The sequence below is a fragment of the Orrella dioscoreae genome, from assembly GCF_900089455.2.
Classification (GTDB): Bacteria; Pseudomonadota; Gammaproteobacteria; order Burkholderiales; family Burkholderiaceae_B; genus Orrella; species Orrella dioscoreae.
Genome location: NZ_LT907988.1, coordinates 4,326,347 through 4,348,639, shown reverse-complemented (window position 1 = coordinate 4,348,639; position 22,293 = coordinate 4,326,347). Strand labels below are relative to the sequence as shown.

At 69.1% G+C, this 22,293-nt stretch carries 18 protein-coding genes; 9 read left to right on the top strand and 9 right to left on the bottom strand.

Going from position 1 to position 22,293, the window contains the following annotated elements:
- Positions 1-15 precede the first annotated feature (15 nt).
- From ODI_RS19980 to ODI_RS19960, 5 genes are all read right to left on the bottom strand, one after another.
- Positions 16-1,173 (bottom strand): alpha-hydroxy acid oxidase, encoded by a 1,158-nt coding sequence (locus ODI_RS19980; protein ID WP_098020949.1) that lies wholly within the window; start codon positions 1,171-1,173, stop codon positions 16-18.
- Positions 1,170-2,114: an ornithine cyclodeaminase family protein gene (locus ODI_RS19975; RefSeq protein ID WP_067754039.1), complete on the bottom strand. Its 945-nt coding sequence runs from the start codon at positions 2,112-2,114 to the stop codon at positions 1,170-1,172. Before ODI_RS19975 ends, ODI_RS19980 begins: the two co-directional genes overlap by 4 nt.
- Positions 2,115-2,130: 16 nt before the next feature.
- Positions 2,131-3,186, bottom strand: coding sequence for a hydroxyacid dehydrogenase (locus ODI_RS19970; RefSeq protein ID WP_067754044.1), 1,056 nt, complete (start codon positions 3,184-3,186; stop codon positions 2,131-2,133).
- A 78-nt stretch (positions 3,187-3,264) separates the two neighbouring features.
- A complete protein-coding gene (locus tag ODI_RS19965) occupies positions 3,265-4,470 on the bottom strand; it encodes an amino acid aminotransferase (RefSeq protein ID WP_067754047.1) in 1,206 nt (401 codons plus the stop codon).
- A gap of 18 nt (positions 4,471-4,488) precedes the next feature.
- Positions 4,489-5,496 (bottom strand): threo-3-hydroxy-L-aspartate ammonia-lyase, encoded by a 1,008-nt coding sequence (locus tag ODI_RS19960; RefSeq protein ID WP_067754050.1) that lies wholly within the window; start codon positions 5,494-5,496, stop codon positions 4,489-4,491.
- 213 nt (positions 5,497-5,709) lie between these two features.
- On the opposite strand from ODI_RS19960, the gene ODI_RS19955 reads away from it, so the two are divergent.
- A complete protein-coding gene (locus tag ODI_RS19955) occupies positions 5,710-6,690 on the top strand; it encodes a Bug family tripartite tricarboxylate transporter substrate binding protein (RefSeq protein WP_067754052.1) in 981 nt (326 codons plus the stop codon).
- A 72-nt stretch (positions 6,691-6,762) separates the two neighbouring features.
- On the opposite strand, the gene ODI_RS19950 is transcribed toward ODI_RS19955, so the two are convergent.
- Positions 6,763-7,503, bottom strand: coding sequence for a FadR/GntR family transcriptional regulator (locus ODI_RS19950; protein ID WP_067754054.1), 741 nt, complete (start codon positions 7,501-7,503; stop codon positions 6,763-6,765).
- A 58-nt stretch (positions 7,504-7,561) separates the two neighbouring features.
- A complete protein-coding gene (locus tag ODI_RS19945; protein WP_067754057.1) occupies positions 7,562-8,221 on the bottom strand; it encodes a DUF3540 domain-containing protein in 660 nt (219 codons plus the stop codon).
- Between the two features lie 186 nt (positions 8,222-8,407).
- Between ODI_RS19945 and ODI_RS19940 the strand changes: the two genes are divergently transcribed.
- The 3 genes from ODI_RS19940 to ODI_RS19930 all read left to right on the top strand — a co-directional run bounded on the left by ODI_RS19940 (position 8,408) and on the right by ODI_RS19930 (position 12,703).
- Positions 8,408-9,379, top strand: coding sequence for an NAD(P)H-dependent flavin oxidoreductase (locus tag ODI_RS19940; protein WP_197707164.1), 972 nt, complete (start codon positions 8,408-8,410; stop codon positions 9,377-9,379).
- A gap of 6 nt (positions 9,380-9,385) precedes the next feature.
- Positions 9,386-10,210, top strand: coding sequence for an arylamine N-acetyltransferase family protein (locus ODI_RS19935; RefSeq protein ID WP_197707116.1), 825 nt, complete (start codon positions 9,386-9,388; stop codon positions 10,208-10,210).
- A gap of 84 nt (positions 10,211-10,294) precedes the next feature.
- Entirely contained in the window at positions 10,295-12,703 is a 2,409-nt protein-coding gene (locus tag ODI_RS19930) for a penicillin acylase family protein (protein WP_067754063.1), read from the top strand.
- 21 nt (positions 12,704-12,724) lie between these two features.
- Here ODI_RS19930 and ODI_RS19925 read toward each other — a convergent pair whose 3' ends face one another.
- Both ODI_RS19925 and ODI_RS19920 read right to left on the bottom strand, forming a co-directional pair.
- Positions 12,725-13,678, bottom strand: a complete 954-nt coding sequence (locus ODI_RS19925) for a response regulator transcription factor (RefSeq protein WP_067754066.1) — start codon at positions 13,676-13,678, stop codon at positions 12,725-12,727.
- Positions 13,675-17,094, bottom strand: coding sequence for an ATP-binding protein (locus tag ODI_RS19920; RefSeq protein WP_067754069.1), 3,420 nt, complete (start codon positions 17,092-17,094; stop codon positions 13,675-13,677). Before ODI_RS19920 ends, ODI_RS19925 begins: the two co-directional genes overlap by 4 nt.
- A gap of 279 nt (positions 17,095-17,373) precedes the next feature.
- On the opposite strand from ODI_RS19920, the gene urtA reads away from it, so the two are divergent.
- The 5 genes from urtA to urtE all read left to right on the top strand — a co-directional run bounded on the left by urtA (position 17,374) and on the right by urtE (position 22,291).
- Positions 17,374-18,570 carry an urea ABC transporter substrate-binding protein gene (gene urtA, locus ODI_RS19915; RefSeq protein ID WP_231968279.1) on the top strand — a complete coding sequence of 399 codons (1,197 nt, stop codon included), beginning with the start codon at positions 17,374-17,376 and terminating at the stop codon, positions 18,568-18,570.
- 55 nt (positions 18,571-18,625) lie between these two features.
- Positions 18,626-19,543, top strand: a complete 918-nt coding sequence (urtB, locus tag ODI_RS19910; protein ID WP_067754072.1) for an urea ABC transporter permease subunit UrtB — start codon at positions 18,626-18,628, stop codon at positions 19,541-19,543.
- Between the two features lie 88 nt (positions 19,544-19,631).
- The gene (urtC, locus tag ODI_RS19905; protein ID WP_067754075.1) at positions 19,632-20,834 is read left to right on the top strand and encodes an urea ABC transporter permease subunit UrtC; all 1,203 of its coding nucleotides are present in this window, start codon (positions 19,632-19,634) and stop codon (positions 20,832-20,834) included.
- Positions 20,831-21,574 (top strand): urea ABC transporter ATP-binding protein UrtD, encoded by a 744-nt coding sequence (gene urtD / locus ODI_RS19900; protein WP_067754078.1) that lies wholly within the window; start codon positions 20,831-20,833, stop codon positions 21,572-21,574. Before urtC ends, urtD begins: the two co-directional genes overlap by 4 nt.
- A gap of 24 nt (positions 21,575-21,598) precedes the next feature.
- Positions 21,599-22,291, top strand: coding sequence for an urea ABC transporter ATP-binding subunit UrtE (gene urtE / locus ODI_RS19895; protein WP_067754081.1), 693 nt, complete (start codon positions 21,599-21,601; stop codon positions 22,289-22,291).
- Positions 22,292-22,293 lie beyond the last annotated feature (2 nt).

Here is a 22,293-nt window from a genome sequence, read left to right as displayed (position 1 = left end):
CGACGGCCCCGCCGCTCAGGCAGGGGCCAGCCAGCTCGGGTCCAGCTCGTCCAGTTGCGCGATACCCAACAGGGCCATGTCGCGGGCCACCTCCTGCGCCAGCAGGGTGGCCGCGTGCCGGACGCCGGCTTCGCCCGCGACGGATGCGGCATAGTTGAAAGGCCGTCCCAGGAACACCATGCGCGCGCCCAGGGCGTAGGCCTTGAGCACGTCCGTGCCGCGCCGGAATCCGCCATCGACCATGACGGCCAGGTCAGCCCCCACCGCCTGGACGATGCCGGGCAGGCGGTCCAGCGCGGCGGGCGCGTGGTCCAGCTGCCGGCCGCCGTGGTTCGACACGATGACGCCGTCCGCGCCGGCCTCGCGCGCCAGGCGCGCATCGTCGGCATGCAGGATGCCTTTCACCACGAGCTTGCCCGGCCACCGCCGGCGGATCAGCGCCAGATGCGTCCAGCCCAGGTTGTCGCGGCCATCGAACTCGCGCACGGCGCGGCGCGACAGGATAGGTGCGCCACGCGTCGCCAAGGCGTTCTCAAAATGCGGCATGCCATGCCGAGCCAGGGTGCGCAACGCGGTGCCGCACAGCCAGTGCGGATGCATCGCGCCCTGCCACGCCAGTTGCCAGGAGGGGCGCAAAGGCGTCGAGAAGCCGCAGCGCACGTTGTTCTCGCGATTGCCGCTGATGGGCACGTCCGCGGTCACGACCAGCGTGCCGAAGCCTGCCTGCCCGACCCGGTCGAGCAAGGCCTCGATGCGGACCGCGTCGCCGGGCACATAGGCCTGGAACCAGGCTTGCGGATGATGGGCGATGACCGTTTCCATGCGGATGAGCGATGAGCCGCTGAGGATCATCGGCATGCCCAGCGCCGCCGCGGCGCGCGCCTGGACCACGTCGCCCAGATAGGCCGTCAGCGCGCTGATCCCCATCGGCGCGATGCCGAAGGGCAGGGCGTGCGAGTGGCCGAAGAGCGTGACGCCCGTGCGCCGCGACGACACGTCCCGCAGGACGCGCGGCACCAGCGCGTGCCGCGCGAAGGCGCGGCGGTTGGCGTCGGCGGAGGTGCCGGTTTCCGCCGCCCCCGCCACGAAACCGAACAGCGGCGCGGGCAGGTGCCGTCTGGCCGCGGCCTCGAAGTCGTCCAGCGACAGGCAGGCAGCCAGCGTGCGCGTCATGCGGTCGCCCGCGCGGCGTGCGCCGCCAGGATGCGCTGGCCGATGTAGAGGTCCTGCAGGGACAGCCCGGAACTGTCGAAGACGGTGATGTCATCCCGGTCCTGGCGGCCCTGTGCTTCGCCCGCGAGGACGGCGCCGATCGGCGTGACGGACAGCCGTCCCGCCGCGATGTCCGCCGCCACGTGCTGCAGTTCGCCGATGCGCGTCGATTGCTCGGGCAGGTCGCAGAACAGGCGCGCGCGGGTCATCAGCGCGGCAGGCGCTTCCTGCTTGCCTGTCGAGTCCGCCCCCATGGTCGACACATGGGTGCCGGGCCGGACCCAGCCTGCGTCGAAAAGCGGGGATTGCGAGGGCGTGGCGGTCACGATGATGTCCGCCTGCTGGCAAGCGGCTTGCGGCGCTTCGGCGCGCGCGCGCAGGCCGTGCGAGGCCAGCCGCGCGATGAAGGCCTCGGTTTCGGCGGCATCGCGGTTCACCACCAGCACGGTGTCGATGGGACGGATGCGGGCGATGGCCTGGCATTCGTAGCCCGCCTGGTTCCCCGCGCCGAAGATGGCCAGCACGCGCGCATCGGGGCGTGCCAGCGCGTCGGTGGCGACGGCGTCGGCAGCGCTCGTGCGATACGCGTTGACCACGCCCGCTTCGATCAGCGCGGCCACCTTTCCGACCTCCTGGTCGAACACGGCAATGATGGAGTTGTGGCTGGGCAGGCCGCGCTGCTTGTTGGCGGGCCAGTAGAAGCCCATCTTCACGCCCGCCACGGCCTGCGTGGTGCCGGCCTTCACCGAATAGCGGTTCTCGCGCAGCGAGCCGTGGGCAATGACGGCGGGAAAGACGTGGCTGTCGGGCCGGGTGGCGGCGATCAGTGCATCGCGGATGGCGTCGAAGGCCAGGGCGTGGCTGACCAGCGCGGCGGATTCGGCTTCAGAGATGAATTGCATGGGCGTGGCTCCAGGTTCAGGCTGCGTTGCGGGCGGGTTCGCCGAAGCGCTCGCGATAGCGCGCCATCACGCGCGGCCACGCCTCGGGGTTCACCAGGCGGGGCGGCCGGATGCCGCGCAGCACCGCGACGGCCTGCTGCGCGCCGAGGGCGGCGACGTTGCGGCGTCCCTCGTGCGAGACACCCGCCGTGTGGAAAGTGGCGACCACGTTGTCCAGCGTCAGCAGCGGGTGGGACAGGGGCGGGGGCTCCGGCTCCCACACATCCAGCCCGGCGCCGCCCAGGTGGCCGCGGGCAAGCGCGTCATGCAGCGCGGCCTCGTCGTGGATGCCACCGCGGGCGGTGCTGATGAACAGCGCGCCCGGCTTCATGGCGCCAAAGGCCCGGCTGTCGAAACTGCCCAGCGTGGAGGCGTCGCGCGGGCAGTGCAGCGAGACGATGTCGGCGCGGGCCAGCAGCGCGGCCAGCGTCACGGGCTCCGCGCCGCGTGCGCGGATGTCGTCGTCGGATAGCAGCGGGTCGTGGGCCAGCACGGGCATGTCCAGCGCGCGGGCAATGGCCGCCACGCGGCGCCCTGCATGGCCGATGCCCACGATGCCCAGCGTCTTGCCGGTGACTTCGTGGCCCATCAAGGACTCGCGGCTGTAGCCGCGCGACGTGCGCAGGCGGCGGTCCGATTCGGCGATGCGGCGTGACACCGCCAGCATGAGCCCGATGGCGTGCTCGGCCACCGAGGCGGCATTGCCGCCGATCTGGTTGACCACGGCAACGCCGGCGCGGGTGCAGGCGTCGACGTCCACGGTGTCGTGGCCCGCGCCGGCCGAGGACACGCACAACAGGTCGGGACAGCGCGCCAGCAGCGCGTCGGTGGCCTGCCACGCGCGCGGCAGCTCGTTCTTGGCGGGGGAGATGTGATACAGGTGCGCTGCCGCCAACGCGTCGAATACGTCTTGCTCGGCGCCTTCGCGGCGCGCGACGCGCAAGGCGATGTCAGGCTCAGCGGCCAGCCGCTGGTCGAAGGCCGGATCGATCCAGAAGTCCAGGCGGACCACGGTCTTTGAGGGGGATGTCATGCTGTCTCCTGCCAGGGTGCCCGCCGTCTTGGCGCGGCGGGGCGATAAGGGTTGGAAGCGGTCGGGACGAAAGCCGGCTCAGCCGCGCACCACGTCGGCGATGGCGTCCACCACGCGGGGCAGGTTGCCGGGGTTGAGCGCCGCCACGCAGATCCTGCCGGTGTCCAGCGCATAGATGCCGTGGCGCGCGCGCAGCGCCTCGGCCTGCGTGGGCGTCAGGCCTGAATACGAGAACATGCCTTTCTGCCGCGTGATTGCCGAGAAGCCGCGCCCCAGATCCTGCGCATCCAGCGCCTGCACGAGCCGCGTGCGCATGTCGTGGATGCGGTGGCGCATGCCTGCGAGTTCCTCGGTCCACGCGTCGTACAGCGCGGGTGTCTGCAGCACGGCCTCCACGATGGCCGCGCCATGCGTGGGCGGATTGGAATAGTTCGTGCGCACCAGCCGTTTGGCCAGTGCCTCGGCGCGCCCGATCGTGCCTGGGTCGCTGGAAACCAGCGTCAGCGCGCCGATGCGCTCGCCATACAGGGAGAAGGATTTGGAGAACGAGCTGGCGACCAGGAAATCCACGCCGGCCTCGGCGAACAGCCGCGCCGCCAGCGCGTCTTCCTCCAGGCCGTCGCCGAAGCCTTGATAGGCCATGTCGACGAAGGGCACCAGTCCGCCTTGCACGCAGGCATCCACCACCGCGCGCCACTGGGCGGGGTCCAGATCATTGCCGGTCGGGTTGTGGCAGCAGGCATGCAGCACCACGATGCTGCCGCGCGGCAGGCCGCGCAACGCGTCCAGCATGGCGTCGGCACGCACGTCCTGGCGCGTGGCGTCATAGTAGGGATAGCTGCGCACCGTGAAGCCGGCCGCCTCGAACAGGGCGCGATGGTTTTCCCAGCTCGGGTCGCTGACCGCCACGATGGCATCCGGCAGCAGCTGCTTCAGCACATCCGCGCCGATCTTCAGCGCGCCGGTGCCGCCCACGCTCTGCAACGTGGCGGCGCGTTTCGCCTGTAGCACGGCGGTGTTCTCGCCGAACAGCAGGCGTTGCACGCCGCTGCGGAAACCGGCAGTGCCTTCGATGGGGCGGTATTGCTTGGGACGTGCCTGGTCGATCCACGCGCGCTCGGCCTCCTGCACGGCGCGCAGGACCGGCACGCGGCCCTGGGCATCGGTATAGACGCCGACCACCAGATTGATCTTGTCGGGCCGGGTTTCCTGGTGGAAGGCCTCGAAGAGCCGCATGATGGGATCCAGCGGGGCGGACGGGGCGGATTGGAACAGCGAGGTCATGATGGGCTCCTGGAATGCTCAGGCCGGGGCGGCAAGCAAGGTGGCGTAGCGCGACAGGTCGACGTTGCCGCCGCTGATGACGATGCCCACGCGCTTGCCGCGCACGGCCAGCTTGTCCTGCAGCAGCGCGGCGAGCGGCATGGCGCCGGTGGGCTCGACGACGAGCTTCATGCGCTCGGCATGAAAGCGCATCGCCAGCATGATGTCTTCGTCGCTGACGGTGACGATCTCGTCGACGTGGCGGCGCATGACCGCGAAGTTCAGGTCGCCGACGTGCGTGGCCAGCGCGCCTTCCGGCAATCCGGTGGGGGGCGGGATGCGGATCACATGGCCCGCCTTCAGGGAGCGCAGTCCGTCGTCGCCGCTGACGGGCTCGACGCCGGCCACGGCGCAGCCGGGCGCGAGGCTTTTCGCGGTCAGCGCGGTGCCCGCCAGCAGGCCGCCGCCGCCCAGGCTGGTCACGATCAGGTCCAGGCCGGGCGCCTCCTCCAGCAGTTCCAGCGCGGCGGTGCCCTGGCCGGCAATGATGTGGGCGTGATCGTAGGGGGGGATCATCGTCAGGCCGCGCTGTGCAGCCAGTTCACGGCCCAGCGTCTCGCGGTCGTCCTGGTAGCGGTTGTAGATGATGATCTCCGCGCCGTAGCCGCGCGTGGCGTCGACCTTGGCGCGTGCGGAGTCGTGGGGCATCAGGATGACGGCGGGCGCGCCCAGCAGCCGGGCGCTGAGCGCGGTGGCCTGCGCGTGGTTGCCCGACGAGTAGGTCACGACGCCAGCGCGCCGCTGCGCGGGCGTCAATTGCGCGATGGCGTTGTAGGCGCCGCGGAACTTGAAGGCGCCCATGCGCTGGAAGTTCTCGCACTTGAAATAGACCTGCGCGCCCAGTCTTTCATTGAGCGTGGCGCTGGTGAGCACCGCCGTGCGATGCGCGACGCCCTTCAGCGTGAGGGCGGCCTGGCGCACGTCGGCCAGGGTCGGCAGGGCAGGGGAATCTGCCGCAGGGGCGGCGCGTGCCGGCTCGGGACGCATGACGGGTGTCTCCTCGGTAATTGTCTAAGAGATATTATAAGAATCCCTGATTTAATCCTAGCTTTCAGGTCGAATTGCGCCTGTTTATCAGGGTTTACCTGGGTTATCTAGGGATAATCACCGACTCTCATCGTATTTCTTGTGCATTGAGATAATATGAGATAGCCTGTTTCGCAACAGCCTCGTAGAGCTGTGCCAACAAGGAGACAAGACATGCACAAGGCAATCAAACGCGGCCTGGGCCTGCTGCTGCTGCTGCTGCTGCTGCTGGCCTGCGGCCTGCAGGCCTCGGCGGCAACCGCCTTTCCCGACGGACCGGTGCGCTACATGGTGCCGGCCCCGCCCGGCGGACTGATAGACATCATGGCGCGCATGGTCGCGCAGGGCGCGGGCGACCGCCTCAAGCAATCGGTGGTGGTCGAGAACCGTCCGGGCGGCAACACCGTCATCGGCGCGGACGCGGTGGCGCGCTCGGCGCCCGATGGCCAGACATGGCTGGCGGTGTCGATCACCCTGGCCGCGAACGCGACGCTCATGCCGAACATGTCGCTGGACGTGCGCAAGGACCTCGTGCCGGTGGCTCGGCTGGCGGTGACGCCGATGGGGGTCGTGGTGCCGGCCAATTCACCGTATCGCTCGCTGGACGAGATCGTGCAGGCGGCCAAGGGCGGCAAGATGCTGAACTACGGCTCGAGCGGATATGGCACGCCCACGCACCTGGTCACCGCCATGATGGAAGGGGTGGCCGGCATCAAGCTGAACCACATTCCCTACAAGGGCGGGGCCCCGGCCCTGAACGATCTCATCGGCGGCCAGCTGGATTTCATCATCGCGACCTTGAGCGAGGCCAAGCCCTTCCTGGACAGCGGCCGGCTGAAGCTCCTGAGCGTGACCAGCCCGGAACGCGTCAAGGCCTTTCCCGAGGCGCCGACGACGGCCGAAGGCGGTTATCCGGGATTGCTGATGGAAGGCTGGACGGGTGTCATGGTGCCGGCGGGCACGCCCGCGCCGGTCATCGACCGCATCGCCGAGGTCGTGCTGGACACGGCGAAGGCACCTGCATTCGTGCGCCGGGCCGAGGAGATGGGCTTCGTCATGGCGCCGCAAGGACCGGCCGATTTCAAGCGCCAGTTCGTGAGCGAAGTGGAGCGCCTGCGCGATCTGATCCAGACGCGGGGCATCAAGATGGAGTAAGCCCGCCAGCGGTGCCGCGCAATGAAAAAGCCCCTGGCGCGCCGCGGCCAGGGGCTTTGCAATGGCGTGTCCTCAGCGCGGCTCGTGCTGCAGCGAGCGCTCCGCGCCCTGGATATGCGCCAGCATCACCGCCTGGGCGCGATCGGGCCGGCGTTCGCGGATGCTGTCGAGGATCATCTGGTGCATGGCGGTCGACACCGTGCGCATCTCGGCGTCGGCCTGGCGGTGGCGTGCGTTCATCATGACGGTCAGCACGCCGCGCAATTGCTCGCGCAGGCCTTGCAGGATGCGGTTGTGCGAGGCCTGCACCAGCAGGCCGTGGAACTCCAGGTTCAGCGCCACGTGTTCCTGTTCGGTGGTGGCCGGGTCCCGCATGCGGACCAGCAGGGCCTCCAGCGCGCGGATATCGTCGGGCGTGGCGCGCTTGGCCGCCAGCGTGGCGGCTTCCACTTCGAACATGCGCCGGATATCCAGCAGATCGTCGATGACGAAGCCGATGGTGCCGGTGCGGCCCATCATCGTCAGCAGTTGCGGGTCCAGCAGGTCCCACTGGCGCGAGCCATTGATATAGGTGCCGGCGCCGTGGCGTACGTCCAGCAGGCCCACGCTGGACAGATGCTGGATGGCTTCGCGGATGACGGTGCGGCTGACCCCGAAGCGGGTGCACAGCGCGGAGTCGGTGGGCAGGGCCGAGCCCGTGGGCAGCGTGCCTTGCAGGATGTCGACCGCGATGGCCTCGAAGACCGCCTCGTAGAGCTTGCGCTTGGGGCGGGTCCCGGGCGTTGCGTCGGGCGGCGTCAGGGTCTGGGTCATGCGCCGGATTGTAAGGCGCGCCCGGCCTGCCCGGCGGCTTCCCGGCCGGGCTTGCGGGTTAACCCATGTGGATCTGGTCGGCGTCGACCTTCACCAGGTCCTTGCCGGTGACGAGCGTGTGGCGGGCGTGCACGCGCACGGTCTGCTCGGCCTGCTGGTCGATGCGGCCGGCGCGCACCTGCTCGGTGTCCTCGGCCAGGCGGAAGATGTGGCGGGCCAGTTGCGAGATCCGGTCCATGACCACTTCGCAGCTGCGGCCCACCACGCGCAGGCTGCCCAGCGAGGCGCGCAGCCCCAGGCCCAGGTAGTCCATGTCCTGCACGGTGACGCGGCCCTTGCCCGCCTGGATGTCCAGCTCGGCCGTTTCCAGCGAGGTGTGGCGGGCGCCGCGCAGCGCGACGGCCTCGCCGGCCTCCAGCGTGACGCTGCCCTGGGCCGCGGCGATCACCAGGCTGCCCGGGGTGTCGATACGGGCGGCCAGCGGCGCGGCCTGCGTGATGATGGCGATCAGGTAGACCTGGCTGGCGTCCGGCCCGCAGATGAGCGCGGTGTCTCCCGTCTGCGGCGCCAGCAGGCAGCTGGCGGCGCGCGGCACTTCCCAGTCGCGGGTGTCGCAACGCACCGTGCAGCGGCCGCCGGGGTGGATCTGCGTGACGGTTCCGATGAGCTGCACCGGATCGTAGGAAGAGAAGGGGTGCGCGTGCGCGGATGCAGCCATGGCGGGGAAATCCTGAGGATGGCGAGCCTGGGACTGTAGGCATTCCAGCCGTCCGCTTGATGACATGCACATTTCCTTACCGGACTTACGTTTTCGCAAGGCTGGCGCCCCGGGGCTTGCGGGCGCGAGGCAGCGGGAGATAATGACGCGTCCCGATGAAGGACGTCCAGCCAGGAGACAAGGATGCTGAAGACGCGTTTCACGGAAATGGTGGGCGTGCGCCACCCCATCGTCCAGGGCGGCATGCAGTGGGTGGGCCGCGCCGAGCTGGTGGCCGCCGTGGCCAACGCCGGCGCGCTGGGGTTCCTGACCGCGCTGACGCAGCCCACGCCCGAGGCGCTGGCCCGGGAGATCGCGCGCTGCCGCGCGCTTACCGACCAGCCTTTCGGCGTCAACCTCACCCTCCTTCCCTCGCTCAAGCCGCCCCCCTATCAGGCTTACTGCGACGTGATCGCCGAGTCGGGGGTGACGGTGGTCGAGACCGCCGGCTACAAGCCCCAGCCCTATGTGGAGCGGTTCCAGCAGGCCGGCATCCGCATCATCCACAAGTGCACGTCGTTGCGGCACGCGCTGTCGGCCGAGCGCATGGGCGTGGATGCCATCTCCATCGACGGCTTCGAATGCGCCGGGCATCCCGGCGAGGACGACATCCCGGGCCTCATCCTGATTCCTGCCGCCGCGGCGGCATTGCGCATTCCCGTGATCGCCTCGGGCGGTTTCGGCGACGGACGGGGCCTGGTGGCGGCGTTGGCGCTGGGCGCCGACGGCATCAACATGGGCACGCGGTTCTGCGCGACGCAGGAGGCGCCCATCCACGATGCCTTCAAGCAGGCGATGGTCGCCAACGACGAGCGGGCGACGGACCTCATCCTGCGCAGCTATCGCAACACGGCGCGGGTGGCGCGCAATGCCATCAGCCAGCAGGTGCTGGAGGCAGAGCGGGCGGGCCAGCCCTTCGAGGCCGTGGCGCCGCTGGTCAAGGGGCTGCGGGGCAGGGAGGGGCTGGAGAGCGGCGACCTGGACCACGGCATCTGGACGGCCGGGCAGGTGCAAGGCCTGATCCACGACATTCCCACGGTGCAGGAACTGGTCTCGCGCATCGTGGCCGAGGCCGAGGCGATCATCGGCGGGCGGCTGGCTGCCATGCGCGTGGCTTGAGGGCGCATGATGATGACCCCTTCTCCCGAGGAAGATCTCATCCTCTATCTGCGCCGGCTGGGCCACGGCACCCCGCCCGCGCCCACGCTCTCGGTGCTGGGCGGCTTGCAGGCCCGGCACACCCAGGTGTTTCCGTTCGAGACCCTGGCCGCGCTGCTGCGCGTCCCCGTGCGGCTGGACCTGCCCAGCTTGCGCAACAAGCTGCTGCGGGAGGGGCGCGGCGGCTATTGCTATGAGCTGAACCTGATGTTCCTGTGGCTGCTGCGCGCGCTGGGTTACGACGCGCGGCCGCTCACCGGCCGCGTGCTGCTGGGCGAAGACACGCACACGCCGCCGCCGCGCACGCACATGCTGATCCTGGTGACCCTGGACCAGGTGCGCTACGCCGTGGACGTGGGTTTCGGCGGCATGGTGCCTCCCACGCCCTTGCGCCTGGACGAGACCCAGGCGCAGGCCACGCCGCTGGAGCCCTACCGGCTGGAGGAAAGCGGCGGCGGCTACCTGCTGCAGGCGCAAGTGGGGCAGGCGTGGCGCCATCTCTATGCCTTCGACCTGCTGGCCCAGCCCGCCATCGATTTCGAAGTCGGCAACTGGTATGTCAGCACCCATCCTGAATCGCCCTTCCTCGGGCAGTTGCTGGTGGCGCGCACGGGCCCGGGCGAACGCCATGCCTTGCGCAACGGGGAGTACGCCCATCACCGGATCGGCCAGCCCAGTGAGCGCCACACCATCAAGGAGGTGGCTGCCTTGCGCGCGCTGCTGACGGATGTGTTCGGGCTCGCCCCGCCCGCGCATCCGGGGCTGGACGCCGCGCTGGCCCGGGTGTTGTGACAGGCGCTTCGCGCCGGCAACGGTAGAATGGCCGCGCCTCGCGGCGGTGCCGCTTCCCGCGCCGCCCGTCACCGGAGACGCTGTATGCCCCTTCGTCGTCGACCGCGGTCCCGCGCCCTGCGTGTTGCCGGACGCGCGCTGTGCGCCCTGTTGGCCCTGTTGGTGATTCTCGTGGCCGCGGCCTGGCTGGCCCTGCGCGGCAGCCTGCCCGGCATCGATGGCGAAGCGTCCGCGCCAGGGCTGTCGGCCTCGGCCATCATCGAGCGCGATGCCCAGGGGGCCGCGACGATCCGCGCCGGCAACCGGCGTGACCTGGCCTACGCCACCGGCTACGCCCATGCGCAGGACCGCTACTTCCAGATGGATCTGCAGCGCCGCACGGCGGCGGGCGAACTGGCCGGGCTGATCGGCGAGGTGGCCCTGCCGTTGGACCTGCGCAATCGCCTGAACCGTTTCCGCGCCCGCGCCCAGCGTTCGCTTGCCGCGTTGCCGAAGGACGACCGCGACATCCTGCAGGCCTATGCCGACGGCGCCAACGCCGGCCTGGCAAGCCTGCGCGTGCGGCCCTTCGAATACCTGTTGCTGCGCGAGGCGCCGCAGCCCTGGCGGCCCGAGGATTCACTGCTGGCCATCGACGCCATGACCATCAACCTGCAGGTCAGCGAACTGCGCCGCGTGCTGACCCGGGGCGCGCTGCGTGACCTGGTGCCCGACGACCTGTTGACCGCGCTGACCCTGCCGGGCAGCCATTGGGACGCCACGCTGGATGGCGTGCCCGCGCCGACCGCGCTGCCCGCGGTGCCGGCCACGCGGCCCGACTGGATCGATACGCTGGCGCGCCAGGACGGCATCCGCAACGCGGCGATCGACACCCCGCCGGTGATCGGCAGCAACGCCTGGGCCGTGGATGGGCGACACGGCCGGGACGGCAAGGCCATCGTGGCCAATGACATGCACCTGGGACTGCGCCTGCCCAATGTCTGGTATCGACTGACCCTGAACGTACCCGACGGCACGGGCAGCGCGCGCCGCGTGTCGGGCGTGAGCCTGCCCGGCGCGCCCGTGATCGTCGCGGGCAGCAATGGCAAGGTGGCCTGGGGCTTCACCAACAGCTACGGCCATTTCATCGACCTCGTGGCGCTGGAGGTGGACCCAGGGAATCCGCGACGCTATCGCGACGGCAAGGGCGAATGGCGCGAGGCGGTGGAGCACGGCGAGGCCGTTGCGGTGCGCGGCGGCGAAACCGTGCAGTTGCCCGTGCGCGACACGGAGTGGGGGCCGATGATCGCCGCCGGCGGCAAACACTATGCCATCCGCTGGGCGGCGCATCTGGACAGCGCCCGGGATCTTTCCTTGCGGAGGATGGAGTCCGCGACCGACGTGCCCTCGGCCCTGGCGGTCGCGCGGGCCTCCGGCATCCCCGCGCAGAACATCCTGGTGGCCGATGACGCGGGCCGCATCGGCTGGACGTTGGCGGGGCTCCTGCCCGCGGCCACCTTCGATCCGGAAGGCTTTCCCGTGACGGCCGCGCAGGCGGGCGCACCGTTGGCGCGCCTGCCCGCCGGCGACTATCCGTCCTTGCTGGACCCGGCGCTGGGGCGGCTCTGGAGCGGCAACAGCACGCAGCTCAGCGACGCGGCGATGCAGTCGCGCATCGGCGATGGCGGGGCCAACGTCGGCGTGCGCTCGCTGCAGATCCGGGATGCGCTGCTGGCCCGTGAGCAGCACGACGAGGCATCCTTGAAGGCCATCCAGCTGGACGACCGCGCCAGCTGGGTGGACAGCTGGCGCGACCTGGCCCTGTCCGTGCTGGACGACGAGGCCTTGCGCGATCATCCGCAACGCCGGGTTTTCCGCGATGCCTTGCGGGACTGGCAGGGGCGCGCCGGTGCGGACAGCGCCGGCTATCTCATGGCGCGCACCTTCCACCTGGCCTTGTACGACAGCTGGTTTGGCGCGCTGGACGACAGGCTGGAAGACATCGAGCCCGGCCTGTCCGTGCGCCTGGCCTCCTCGCGCATCCTGCCGCTCATGGAGGCGGTGGCGCGCGCCGAAGCCTGGCGCCCGGCGCGCTATCCGGATTGGCGCAGCTTCATGCTGGACCGCGTCGATGCCTCCATCGCCGAGCTCACGCGCAATGGCGAGGATCTGGCGGCGCTGAAGTGGGGGCAGCACAACCGGCTGAACGTCACGCACCCGTTCGCGCGCCTGGTGCCGCGGCCGATGGCCGGCTGGCTGTCGGCGCCGCACGTGCCCATGCCCGGGGACCTGGATACGCCGCGCGTGCAGATGCCCGGCATCGGCGCGTCCGAGCGGTTCGTGGTCTCGCCGGGTGAGGAGGAAAAGGGTTTCCTGACGATGCCCGGCGGCGCCTCGGGGCACCCGCTGTCGCCCTTCTTCCTGGCGGGACACGATGCCTGGGAGAAAGGCCGCACCCAGCCCTTCCTGCCAGGACCGCCCTTGCACCGGCTGATCCTGCAGCCGTCGAAGTAGGGCGCAAGCGGCAGGGCGGCATCAGTCCGTCCTGCCGCCGCCGTGCAGGTGGCGCGTGGCCAGCGAGGCGGCGGCGGCGCGGGTCTCCACGCCCAGCTTCACGAAGATGTGTTCCAGGTGCTTGTTGGCCGTGCGGGGGCTGATGCCCAGGATCTCGCTGATGTCGCGGTTGGTCTTGCCGCGCGACAGCCACAGCAGCACGTCCATCTCGCGCGCCGTCAGGTGATAGGCGCGCGCCAGGCCGGTGCGCGGGTCTTCCGGCAAGGGCCGTTCCTCCAGCAGCAGCATCAGCTCGTCGTGGCCGCCCACGCGCGGCCGTTGCGCCAGGCGCAGGGACAGCACATGCGTGGGGCCCGCGGCCTGCAGCGTGCAGGCCGCGCTGTCCAGTCCCTTGCGCAGGCAGCCGCTGATCCAGTCCTGCACGGGGGGCGGCAGTGCGTTGTCATCCGCAGATGCGCCGTAATAGGCCGCCAGCCACCCGCGCGCCCGCGCCGTCATCCAGATGGCGTGCCCCCGCGCGTCCAGCACGATGACCGCGCTGGCCACGGCATCGATGGCGTCCTCGGCGGCAGCCATGACGCGGTGGCTGCGCAGGTGGGCGCCCAGGCGGGCCAGCACCACGCCGGTGTCCAGCGGCTTGGTGACGTAGTCGATGCCGCCTGCCTCGAAGCCGCGCACCACGTGCTGCGGCTCGGCCAGGCCGGTCATGAAGACCACCGGCACGTGGCCCGCGCGCGGATGCGCCTTCATGCGCCGGCAGGTTTCAAAGCCGTCCAGGCCCGGCATCAGCGCATCCAGCAGCACGATGTCCGGCGTGACGTAGTCCAGCCGCGCCAGGGCGGACTGGCCGTCAGTGGCCACCAGCACGCGATAGCCCGCCGCGTCCAGCGCGTCGGAAAGCATCTTCAGGTTGTCGGGCAGGTCGTCCACCAGCAGCACCAGGTGCTGGGAGCCGGGCAGGGATGCAGCGTTCATGTCGGGATCGTGCCAGGGGCGTGATGGTGCAGGTGCTGTTTCAGGGTTTCCTGGTATTCGCCCAATTGGAAGCCCACGGCCAGCGCGTGCAGGTGATCGATGAGGGGGGCGGCGTCGGGTCGCCGCGTGCGCAGGTCATCCAGGCGCTGGAGGATGCCCTTCACGTAGCCCAGCGCACCCAGTTCCAGCAGCGCTTCGGCATCGGCACGGTCCAGCGCCGTGTCGTGCAGCGCCTGCGAGGACAGGGGCTGCACGGGCTGGGCGTCGGATTCGTGCCAGTCCAGGCGCAGCAGCCTGCCCAGCGTCGCAAGCAGTTCGCCCAGGATCAGCGGCTTGCTCAGAAAGTCGTCGTGCGCATCCTCGCCGCCGTCAGGCGAGTGGCGCGCATAGGCCTTGGCCGATGCCATGACGATGCGGCAGCTTGCGCCCTGTTCGCGCAGCTTGCGGCAGACTTCCCAGCCCGACATGTCGGGCATGGAGATGTCCAGCAGGATCAGGTCGGGCTGGATGTCACGCTGCGCCTGCAGGCCGGCCGCGCCGTTCCCGGCCTCGTGCACGGTGAAGCCCAGCGGCGCCAGCATGTCGCGCGCCACCTGCCGTTGCGAGGCCTGGTCGTCGATGACGAGGATGTGGCGGGGCCGTCCGGCGTAGCCCAGGATGTGGCCGCGTGGCAGCAGCCCGCCGCGCGGCGCGCGCACGGCCGGCAGGAAGAGCTTCAGGGTGAAGATGCTGCCTTGCCCGACGTGGCTGCGCACGGTCAGCTCGCCGCCCATGATGCCGGTGAGCATGCGGCAAATGGTCAGCCCCAGCCCGCTGCCGGTGTCGGACTGTTCCAGCCCTGCCCAGCTGCGTTCGAAGGGCAGGAAGATCCGCTCCAGGTCGTCGGCGGGGATGCCCGCGCCGCTGTCCTCGATCTCGAATTGCGCCATGTCCGAGGCGTAGCGCACGCGGAAGGCCACATGGCCGCGCTGCGTGAACTTCACGGCGTTGCCCAGCAGGTTGATGAGGATCTGCCGCAGGCGCTTCTCGTCCATGTGGACGACATCCGGCAGGTTTTCCGCCGGTTCGTACTGGAAGGCCAGGCCCTTCAGCATGAGCTGGGGGCGGAACATCATGGCGATCTGGTCCAGGAAGGCGGGCAGGCGGAACTCGGTGTTCTCCAGCCGCAGCTTGCCCGCCTCGATGCGTGCCACGTCCAGCAGGCCGTCGATGAGGCCGATCAGGTGCTTGCCGTTGCGGTGGATGACATCCACCGCGTCACGGCGATTCGAGGGAAGGCCGGGGTCGCGCTCCAGGATCTGGGCATAGCCCAGGATGCTGTTCAGCGGGGCGCGCAACTCGTGGCTCATGCCGCTCATGAAGCGGCTCTTGGCCAGGTTGGCGCTCTCGGCGGCTTCCTTGGCGCGCTGCAGCTGGGCATCGGTCTCTTCGTGCGCGGCGATTTCCCGCAGCAGCAGATGGGTCTGGCGGTCGGACTCTTCCTGGGCAACCTGGCGGCTTTCGTTGGTCAGCACCAGCCACCACGCGGCCACGCCGCCCACCAGCAGCATCGCGGCGAAAAGCTTCACGAACGCAGCCCGCAGCGTGGCGATGTCCGAGCCGGTGTGCGTCGGGCTGGCGGCTTCCTGGAAGTACAGCAAGCCCAGGATGGCGGCGAGCAGGCCGGCGATGACGCCCAGCGCCAGCAGGTAGTGCGCCAGGCGAGAGTGGAAGAGCGGCGGCGCGTGGGCGGGCAGCACGCGGCGCAAGGCCGCGCCAATCTGGTCCTGCAGCCGCGAGCCGCTTTTGCAGCGGTCATGGCAGCGTGCGTCCAGCGTGCAGCACAGCGAGCAGATGGGGCCGGAATAGGCCGGGCAGTGCGCCATGTCGGGGGCTTCGAAGGTGTTGGCGCAGATCACGCACTGGCGGGCGTGCATGGCGTGCGCGCCGTGTTCGGCGACGAGCGCAGGCCCGGGCTTGCGCGCCAGGTAATAGCGCCCGCCCGTCCACCACGCGATGGCGGGCGTGGCGATGAAGGCCAGCGCCAGCGCGATGAAACAGGACAGCGCCTGCGCCAGCGGGCCGAAGGCGCCCGCATAGGCCAGCAGCGAGCCGCACAGCGCGATCAGCATGCCGCCCACGCCGACGGGGTTCACGTCATAGAGATACGCGCGCCGGAACTCGATGGTGGCCGGGCTGAGCCCCAGCGGCTTGTTCAGCACCAGGTCTGCCACCAGCGCGCCGATCCAGGCCACGGCCACGTGCGAGAAGATGCCCAGCACGTGCTCCAGCGCGTCGAACACGCCCAGCTCCATGAGGCCGACCGCGATCATCACATTGAAGACCAGCCACACCACCCGCCCGGGATGGCTGTGCGTGAGCCGGGCGAAGAAATTGGACCAGGCGAGCGAGCCGGCATAGGCGTTGGTGACGTTGATCTTCACTTGCGAGATCACCACGAAGACCGCCATGGCGGCCAGCGCCCAGGCCGGGTTGTCCAGCACGTAGCGATAGGCCACCAGGTACATCTGCGTGGGGTCCACGGCCTTCTCGGCCGAGACGCCGTGGCCCAGCGCCAGATAGGCCAGGAAGGCGCCGCCCAGCATCTTCAGCGCCCCCGGCACGATCCAGCCGGGGCCGGCCGACAGCAGCGCGGCCCACCAGCGCCAGCGATTCTCGCGCGTGCGTGCCGGCAGGAAGCGCAGGAAATCGACCTGCTCGCCGATCTGCGTGATGAGCGAGGCCGCCACCGCCGCGCCCGCGCCGAACAGCAGCACGTCGAACTCGGCGCCCTTGCCCGTGAGGCCGGCGAAGCTGAAAAGCGAGGTCAGCGCCTGCGGCTCCTGCACCAGGATGAAGGCGTACGGGGTGACGAGCATCAGCAGCCAGACCGGCTGGGTCCAGTTGTGCAGGCGGTTGATGACGGTGATGCCGTAGGTGACCAGCGGCAGGATGACCAGTGCGCTGACCAGGTAGCCCACGGACAGCGGCAGGCCCGTGGCCAGTTCCAGCGCCAGGGCCATGATGGCGGCCTCCAGCGCGAAGAAGATGAAGGTGAAGGACGCGTAGATCAGCGAGGTGAGGGTGGAGCCGAGGTAGCCGAAGCCCGCGCCACGTGTCAGCAGGTCCATGTCCAGGCCGTGCTTGGCGGCGTAGTAGGCGATGGGCAGGCCGGTCAGGAAGACGGCGGCGGCGACGGCGATGATGGACCAGAAGGCGTTGATGAAGCCGTAGTTCAGCACCAGCGCGCCGCCGATGGCTTCCAGCGCCAGGAACGAGACCGCGCCGCCGGCGGTGTTGGCCACGCGGAAGAGCGACCATTTGCGGAAGGCATGCGGCGTGAAGCGCAGCGCATAGTCTTCCAGGGTCTCGTCGGCCACCCAGGTGTTGTAGTCGCGGCGGACCTTGGCGATGCGCTGCGGGGTGGGCGTATCCACGGTGTTCGGCTCCAGCGTCGGGCGCCGGCGGCGCCGGCCTGCGTCGAATGACGTATGTCTGTTTTTTTACCGTGAGGCAGGCCTGCCGCCACTACGTCAATCGACGTATGTTGCAGTGCAGCGTGGCTCCCTAGTATGGCACCGACCCCCTGCGAATCGCAATGCGCCGCGCCGGGGCCGCGAGTTCCGATATCCCGCCGCTAGGAGCGCCCGATGGCACGCCACCCTGATTCCGACGACACCCTGGTTTCCCCCGCCCGCCGACGCATGGCGATGATCATGGCCTCGCTGCCGCTGATGACGGTGCCGGCGCTGAGCCGCGCCGCCGCGCCCGCCACCTCGGCGGTCAATACGACAGGCCTGGCCGTCACCGACAAGGAAGTGATCGTCGGCCAATTGCATTCGGCCACCGGCACCATGGCCATCAGCGAAACCGGCTCGATCCAGGCCGAGCGCCTGGCCATCGAGCAGATCAACGCCATGGGCGGCATCCTGGGCCGCCAGATCAAGGTCATCCAGGAGGACGGCGCGTCCGACTGGCCGACCTTCGCCGAGAAGGCCCGCAAGCTGCTGGTCAGCGACAAGGTGGCGACGGTCTTCGGCTGCTGGACCTCGGCTTCGCGCAAGGCGGTGCTGCCGGTGTTCGAGAAAGAGAACGGCCTGCTGTACTACCCCACCTTCTATGAAGGCCTGGAGCAATCCAAGAACGTCATCTACACCGGCCAGGAAGCCACGCAGCAGATCCTGGCGGGCCTGGATTGGGTGAACCGCGAGACCAAGGCCAAGACCTTCTACCTGATCGGCTCCGACTACATCTGGCCGCGCACGTCCAACAAGATCGCCCGCAAGCACATCGAGAACGTGCTCAAGGGCGAGGTGGTGGGTGAGGAGTACTACCCGCTGGGCCACACCCAGTTCGGCTCGCTCATCAACAAGATCAAGCTGCGCAAGCCCGACGTGGTCTACGCCATCGTGGTGGGCGGCAGCAACGTGTCCTTCTACAAGCAATTGCGCGCCGCTGGCGTGACGTCCGACAAGCAGAAGCTGCTGACCATCTCGGTGACCGAGGACGAACTGTTGGGCATCGGCGGCGAGAACTGCGAAGGCTTCTTCTCGTGCATGAAGTACTTCCAGAGCCTGGACAACCCGAACAACAGGAAATTCGTCGAGGCCTTCAAGGCCAAGTACGGCGCCAATGCCGTGATCGGCGACGTGACGCAGGCGGCTTACCTGGGGCCGTGGCTGTGGAAGATGGCCGTCGAGAAGGCAGGCAGCTTCGACGTGAGCAAGGTCACCGCCGCCTCGCCCGACCTCGAATTCAAGGAGGCGCCCGAAGGCTACGTGAAGGTGGATGCCAACCACCACCTCTGGAGCAAGACGCGCGTGGGCAAGATCCGCCGCGACGGCCAGTTCGACGTGGTCTACGAGACGCCCGAGCTGATCCGTCCGGATCCCTTCCCCAAGGGCTACCAGTAACACGGGCCCCGGGACCATCAGGCACGCAGGCACGCACGCACGCGCGAGGTACGACATGGAATCCTTCTCCGACCTGGGGGCCATTCTGCTGATGCAGGGCTTCAATGGCCTGTCCGTCTTCAGCGTGCTGCTGCTGATGGCGCTCGGCCTGGCCCTGATCTTCGGCCAGATGGGCGTCATCAACATGGCCCACGGCGAGTTCCTCGCCATCGGCGCCTACACCACCTACCTGGTGTCCACCCTGGCGCGCGACTTCGCGCCGGGGTTCCTGCCCTATTACTTCCTGTTCGCGGTCGCGGCGGCCTTCCTGGTGGCCTTCGTGCTGGGCTGGCTGACCGAATGGGCGCTCATCCGCCACCTGTACCGCCGGCCGCTGGATACGCTGCTGGCCACCTGGGGCCTGTCGCTGATCCTGCAACAGACCCTGCGCTCGCTGTTCGGACCGCGCGAGGTCAGCCCGGAGATGCCCGATTGGCTGATGGGCTCGTGGCAGCCGCTGGATGGCGTGGACATTCCGCTCAACGGCCTCTTCGTGATGGCCCTGACCTTCCTCATGACGGCGGGACTGATACTGGCCCTGTACCGCTCCAGCTGGGGCCTGCATGTGCGCGCCACGGTGCAGAACCGTGCCATGAGCGGTGCGGTGGGCATCGACACCAAGCGCGTGGACCGCGTGACCTTCGCGCTGGGCTGCGGCATCGCCGGCATGGCGGGCGCGGCCTTCACCACCATCGGCGCCACCGGCCCCACCAGCGGCTCGCTCTACATCGTCGACACCTTCCTGACCGTCGTGTTCGGCGGGGCGGCCAGCCTGCTCGGCACCGTGGCCTCGGCCTTCCTCATCGCCCAGACGCAGTCGGTGTCCGAGTTCTTCATGACCGGCTCCATGGCCAAGGTGCTCACGCTGTCGGCCATCGTGATCATCCTGATGCTGCGTCCGCAAGGCCTCTTCTCGATCAAGACGCGCAAATGATGCCCCCACGCTGCGCCTTCGGCTTGGCTAGCCCCCCGAGTGGGCCGCTTTTTGCCTTGGGGCGGCCCGGCGGCAAAAAGGAACCTACATGAACCGAGCTTTCCACAACGTGATCGGCGGACGCGAGGGGCTGCTGGGCCTCGCGATCCTGGCGGCGCTCCTCTTCGTGCTCCTGCCGTTGTCGCTGGACGTCTTCCGCCTGAACCTGGTGGGCAAGTACCTGAGCTACGCCTTCGTCGCCATCGGCCTGGTCATGTGCTGGGGCTACGGCGGCATCCTGAGCCTGGGGCAGGGCGTCTTCTTCGGGCTGGGCGGCTATTGCATGGCCATGTTCCTGAAGCTGGAGGCCTCCACGCCCGAGGCCACGGCCATCCAGTCCACGCCCGGCATTCCCGACTTCATGGACTGGAACCAGGTCACCGCGCTGCCCTGGCTCTGGGAACCCTTCAAGAGCTTCGCCTTCACGCTGGTGGCGATCCCGGTGATTCCCGCGCTGCTGGCGCTGGTCATCGGCGTGGCCATGTTCAAGCGGCGCGTGGGCGACGTGTACTTCGCCATCGTCACGCAGGCCATCGCGCTCATCCTGTCGGTGCTGATCATCGGCCAGCAGGGCTATACCGGCGGCGTGAACGGCATCACCGACCTGAAGACGCTGCTGGGCTGGGACATCCGCAGCGATGGCGCGCGGCTCACGCTGTACTTCGTCAACGGTGTCCTGCTGTTCGCCTGCATCCTCTTCGCGCGCTTCGTGCTGTCGTCCAAGCTGGGCAAGCTGCTGGTCGCCATGCGCGACAAGGAGGAGCGCGTGCGCTTCTCGGGCTACGACGTCGCCAACTTCAAGGTCTTCGTGTTCTGCCTGGCCGCCATGTTCTCGGCCGTGGGCGGCGCCATGTTCACCCTGCAGGTAGGCTTCATGTCGCCGTCCTTCGTGGGCATCGTGCCCTCCATCGAGATGGTCATCTTCGCCGCGGTCGGCGGCCGCCTGTCCTTGCTGGGCGCGGTCTACGGCGCGCTCATCGTGAACTTCGGCAAGAGCTACTTCTCGGAAACCTTCCCGCAGCTCTGGCTCTTCATGATGGGCGGGCTCTTCATCCTGGTGGTCATGGCCTTCCCCAACGGGCTGGCCGGCATCTACCAGGATCACGTGCGGCCCCGCCTGATGCGCTGGCGCCCGCGCGCGCGCACCCAGGCCGATGCGCCGGCGCCCGCCGCGAAGGCGCCTGCCTCCAGCCCGCCCGCCGCCACGTCACACGCCACGCCTGCCGCCGGCGGCACGGAGGTCACGCCATGAGCACGCCCGAATTCGCCCTGTATGTCGAAGGGCTCACCGTGTCCTTCAACGGTTTCGTCGCCGTCAACGACCTGAACCTCTACGTGGAGAAGGGCGAGACCCGCGTGGTCATCGGCCCCAACGGCGCGGGCAAGACCACCGTGCTGGACCTGATCTGCGGCCGCACCAGGGCCACGTCCGGGTCCATCCGCTTCAAGGACATCGAGCTGACGTCGCTCAGCGAGCACCGCATCGTGCGCGCCGGAGTAGGGCGCAAGTTCCAGACGCCATCCATCTACGAGACGCTGTCCGTGCGAGAGAACCTGGAGGTGTCGTTCCCGCGCGGCCGCACCGTGTTCGGCGCGCTGGCCTTCCGCCGCACGGCGGACGTGATCGAACGGGTGGAGGAGGTGGCCGGACAGATCTTCCTGGCCGACCGCCTGGACGACGCGGCGCAATTGCTCTCGCATGGGCAGAAGCAATGGCTGGAGATCGGCATGCTGCTCATGCAGGAGCCCGAGCTGATGATGCTGGACGAACCCGTGGCCGGCATGAGCGTCTCGGAACGCGAGAAGACGGCCGAGCTGCTGAACCGCATCGGCCAGGACCGTTCGATGATCGTCATCGAGCACGACATGGAATTCGCGCAGCGCATCGCCGACCGCGTCACGGTGCTGCACCAGGGGCGCGTGCTGGCGGAAGGGTCGATGGACCACGTCCAGAACGACCCGCGCGTCATCGAAGTCTATCTGGGCCACTGAGCCCGCTGCTTGCCGGAGGCACGCATGTTCGAAGTCAAGGGATTGGTGTCCGGCTACGGCCAGAGCCGCGTCATCCACGGCGTGGACCTGGCGGCCGGCGAGGGCGAGATCGTCGCGGTCATGGGCCGCAACGGCATGGGCAAGACCACGCTCTTCAAGACGATGGTGGGCATGCTGCCCGCCATGGCAGGCAGCATCCGCGTGGACGGCAAGGACCTGTCCGGCATGGAGAGCTTCCAGCGCGTGCGCAGCGGCATCGCCTACGTGCCGCAAGGCCGCATGGTGTTCCCCACGCTGACCGTGGAAGAGAACATCCGCACCGGCCTGCGTGGCCGCGCCTTGTCGGATGCGATCCCGGAAGAGATCTACGCGCTTTTTCCCGTGCTGCACGAGATGCGCCGCCGCCGTGGCGGCGACCTGTCCGGCGGCCAGCAACAGCAGTTGGCGATCGCCCGCGCGCTGGTCACCAACCCCAAGGTGCTGATGCTGGACGAGCCCACCGAAGGCATCCAGCCTTCCGTCATCAAGGACATCGCGCGCAGCCTGCTGGAAATCCGCCGCCTGCGCAACCTGGCCATCGTCGTGTCCGAACAGGTGCTGAGCTTCACGCTGCAGATCGCCGACCGTCTCATCGTCATCGACCGTGGCCGCTTCGTGCTGGCCGCCAATCGCGACGAGGTCGACGAGCGCAGCGTCAGCCGCTACCTGTCGGTCTAGTC

Coding starts and splice junctions, on each gene's coding strand:
- ODI_RS19930 (WP_067754063.1), top strand. CDS start 10,295: ATGCCCCTTCGTCGTCGACCGCGGTCCCGCGCCCTGCGTGTTGCCGGA.
- ODI_RS19980 (WP_098020949.1), bottom strand. CDS start 1,173: ATGACGCGCACGCTGGCTGCCTGCCTGTCGCTGGACGACTTCGAGGCC.
- ODI_RS19965 (WP_067754047.1), bottom strand. CDS start 4,470: ATGACCTCGCTGTTCCAATCCGCCCCGTCCGCCCCGCTGGATCCCATC.
- ODI_RS19960 (WP_067754050.1), bottom strand. CDS start 5,496: ATGCGTCCCGAGCCGGCACGCGCCGCCCCTGCGGCAGATTCCCCTGCC.
- urtB (WP_067754072.1), top strand. CDS start 18,626: ATGGAATCCTTCTCCGACCTGGGGGCCATTCTGCTGATGCAGGGCTTC.
- urtA (WP_231968279.1), top strand. CDS start 17,374: ATGGCCTCGCTGCCGCTGATGACGGTGCCGGCGCTGAGCCGCGCCGCC.
- ODI_RS19950 (WP_067754054.1), bottom strand. CDS start 7,503: ATGACCCAGACCCTGACGCCGCCCGACGCAACGCCCGGGACCCGCCCC.
- ODI_RS19945 (WP_067754057.1), bottom strand. CDS start 8,221: ATGGCTGCATCCGCGCACGCGCACCCCTTCTCTTCCTACGATCCGGTG.
- ODI_RS19935 (WP_197707116.1), top strand. CDS start 9,386: ATGATGATGACCCCTTCTCCCGAGGAAGATCTCATCCTCTATCTGCGC.
- urtD (WP_067754078.1), top strand. CDS start 20,831: ATGAGCACGCCCGAATTCGCCCTGTATGTCGAAGGGCTCACCGTGTCC.
- ODI_RS19970 (WP_067754044.1), bottom strand. CDS start 3,186: ATGACATCCCCCTCAAAGACCGTGGTCCGCCTGGACTTCTGGATCGAT.
- ODI_RS19955 (WP_067754052.1), top strand. CDS start 5,710: ATGCACAAGGCAATCAAACGCGGCCTGGGCCTGCTGCTGCTGCTGCTG.
- ODI_RS19925 (WP_067754066.1), bottom strand. CDS start 13,678: ATGAACGCTGCATCCCTGCCCGGCTCCCAGCACCTGGTGCTGCTGGTG.
- ODI_RS19975 (WP_067754039.1), bottom strand. CDS start 2,114: ATGCAATTCATCTCTGAAGCCGAATCCGCCGCGCTGGTCAGCCACGCC.
- urtE (WP_067754081.1), top strand. CDS start 21,599: ATGTTCGAAGTCAAGGGATTGGTGTCCGGCTACGGCCAGAGCCGCGTC.
- urtC (WP_067754075.1), top strand. CDS start 19,632: ATGAACCGAGCTTTCCACAACGTGATCGGCGGACGCGAGGGGCTGCTG.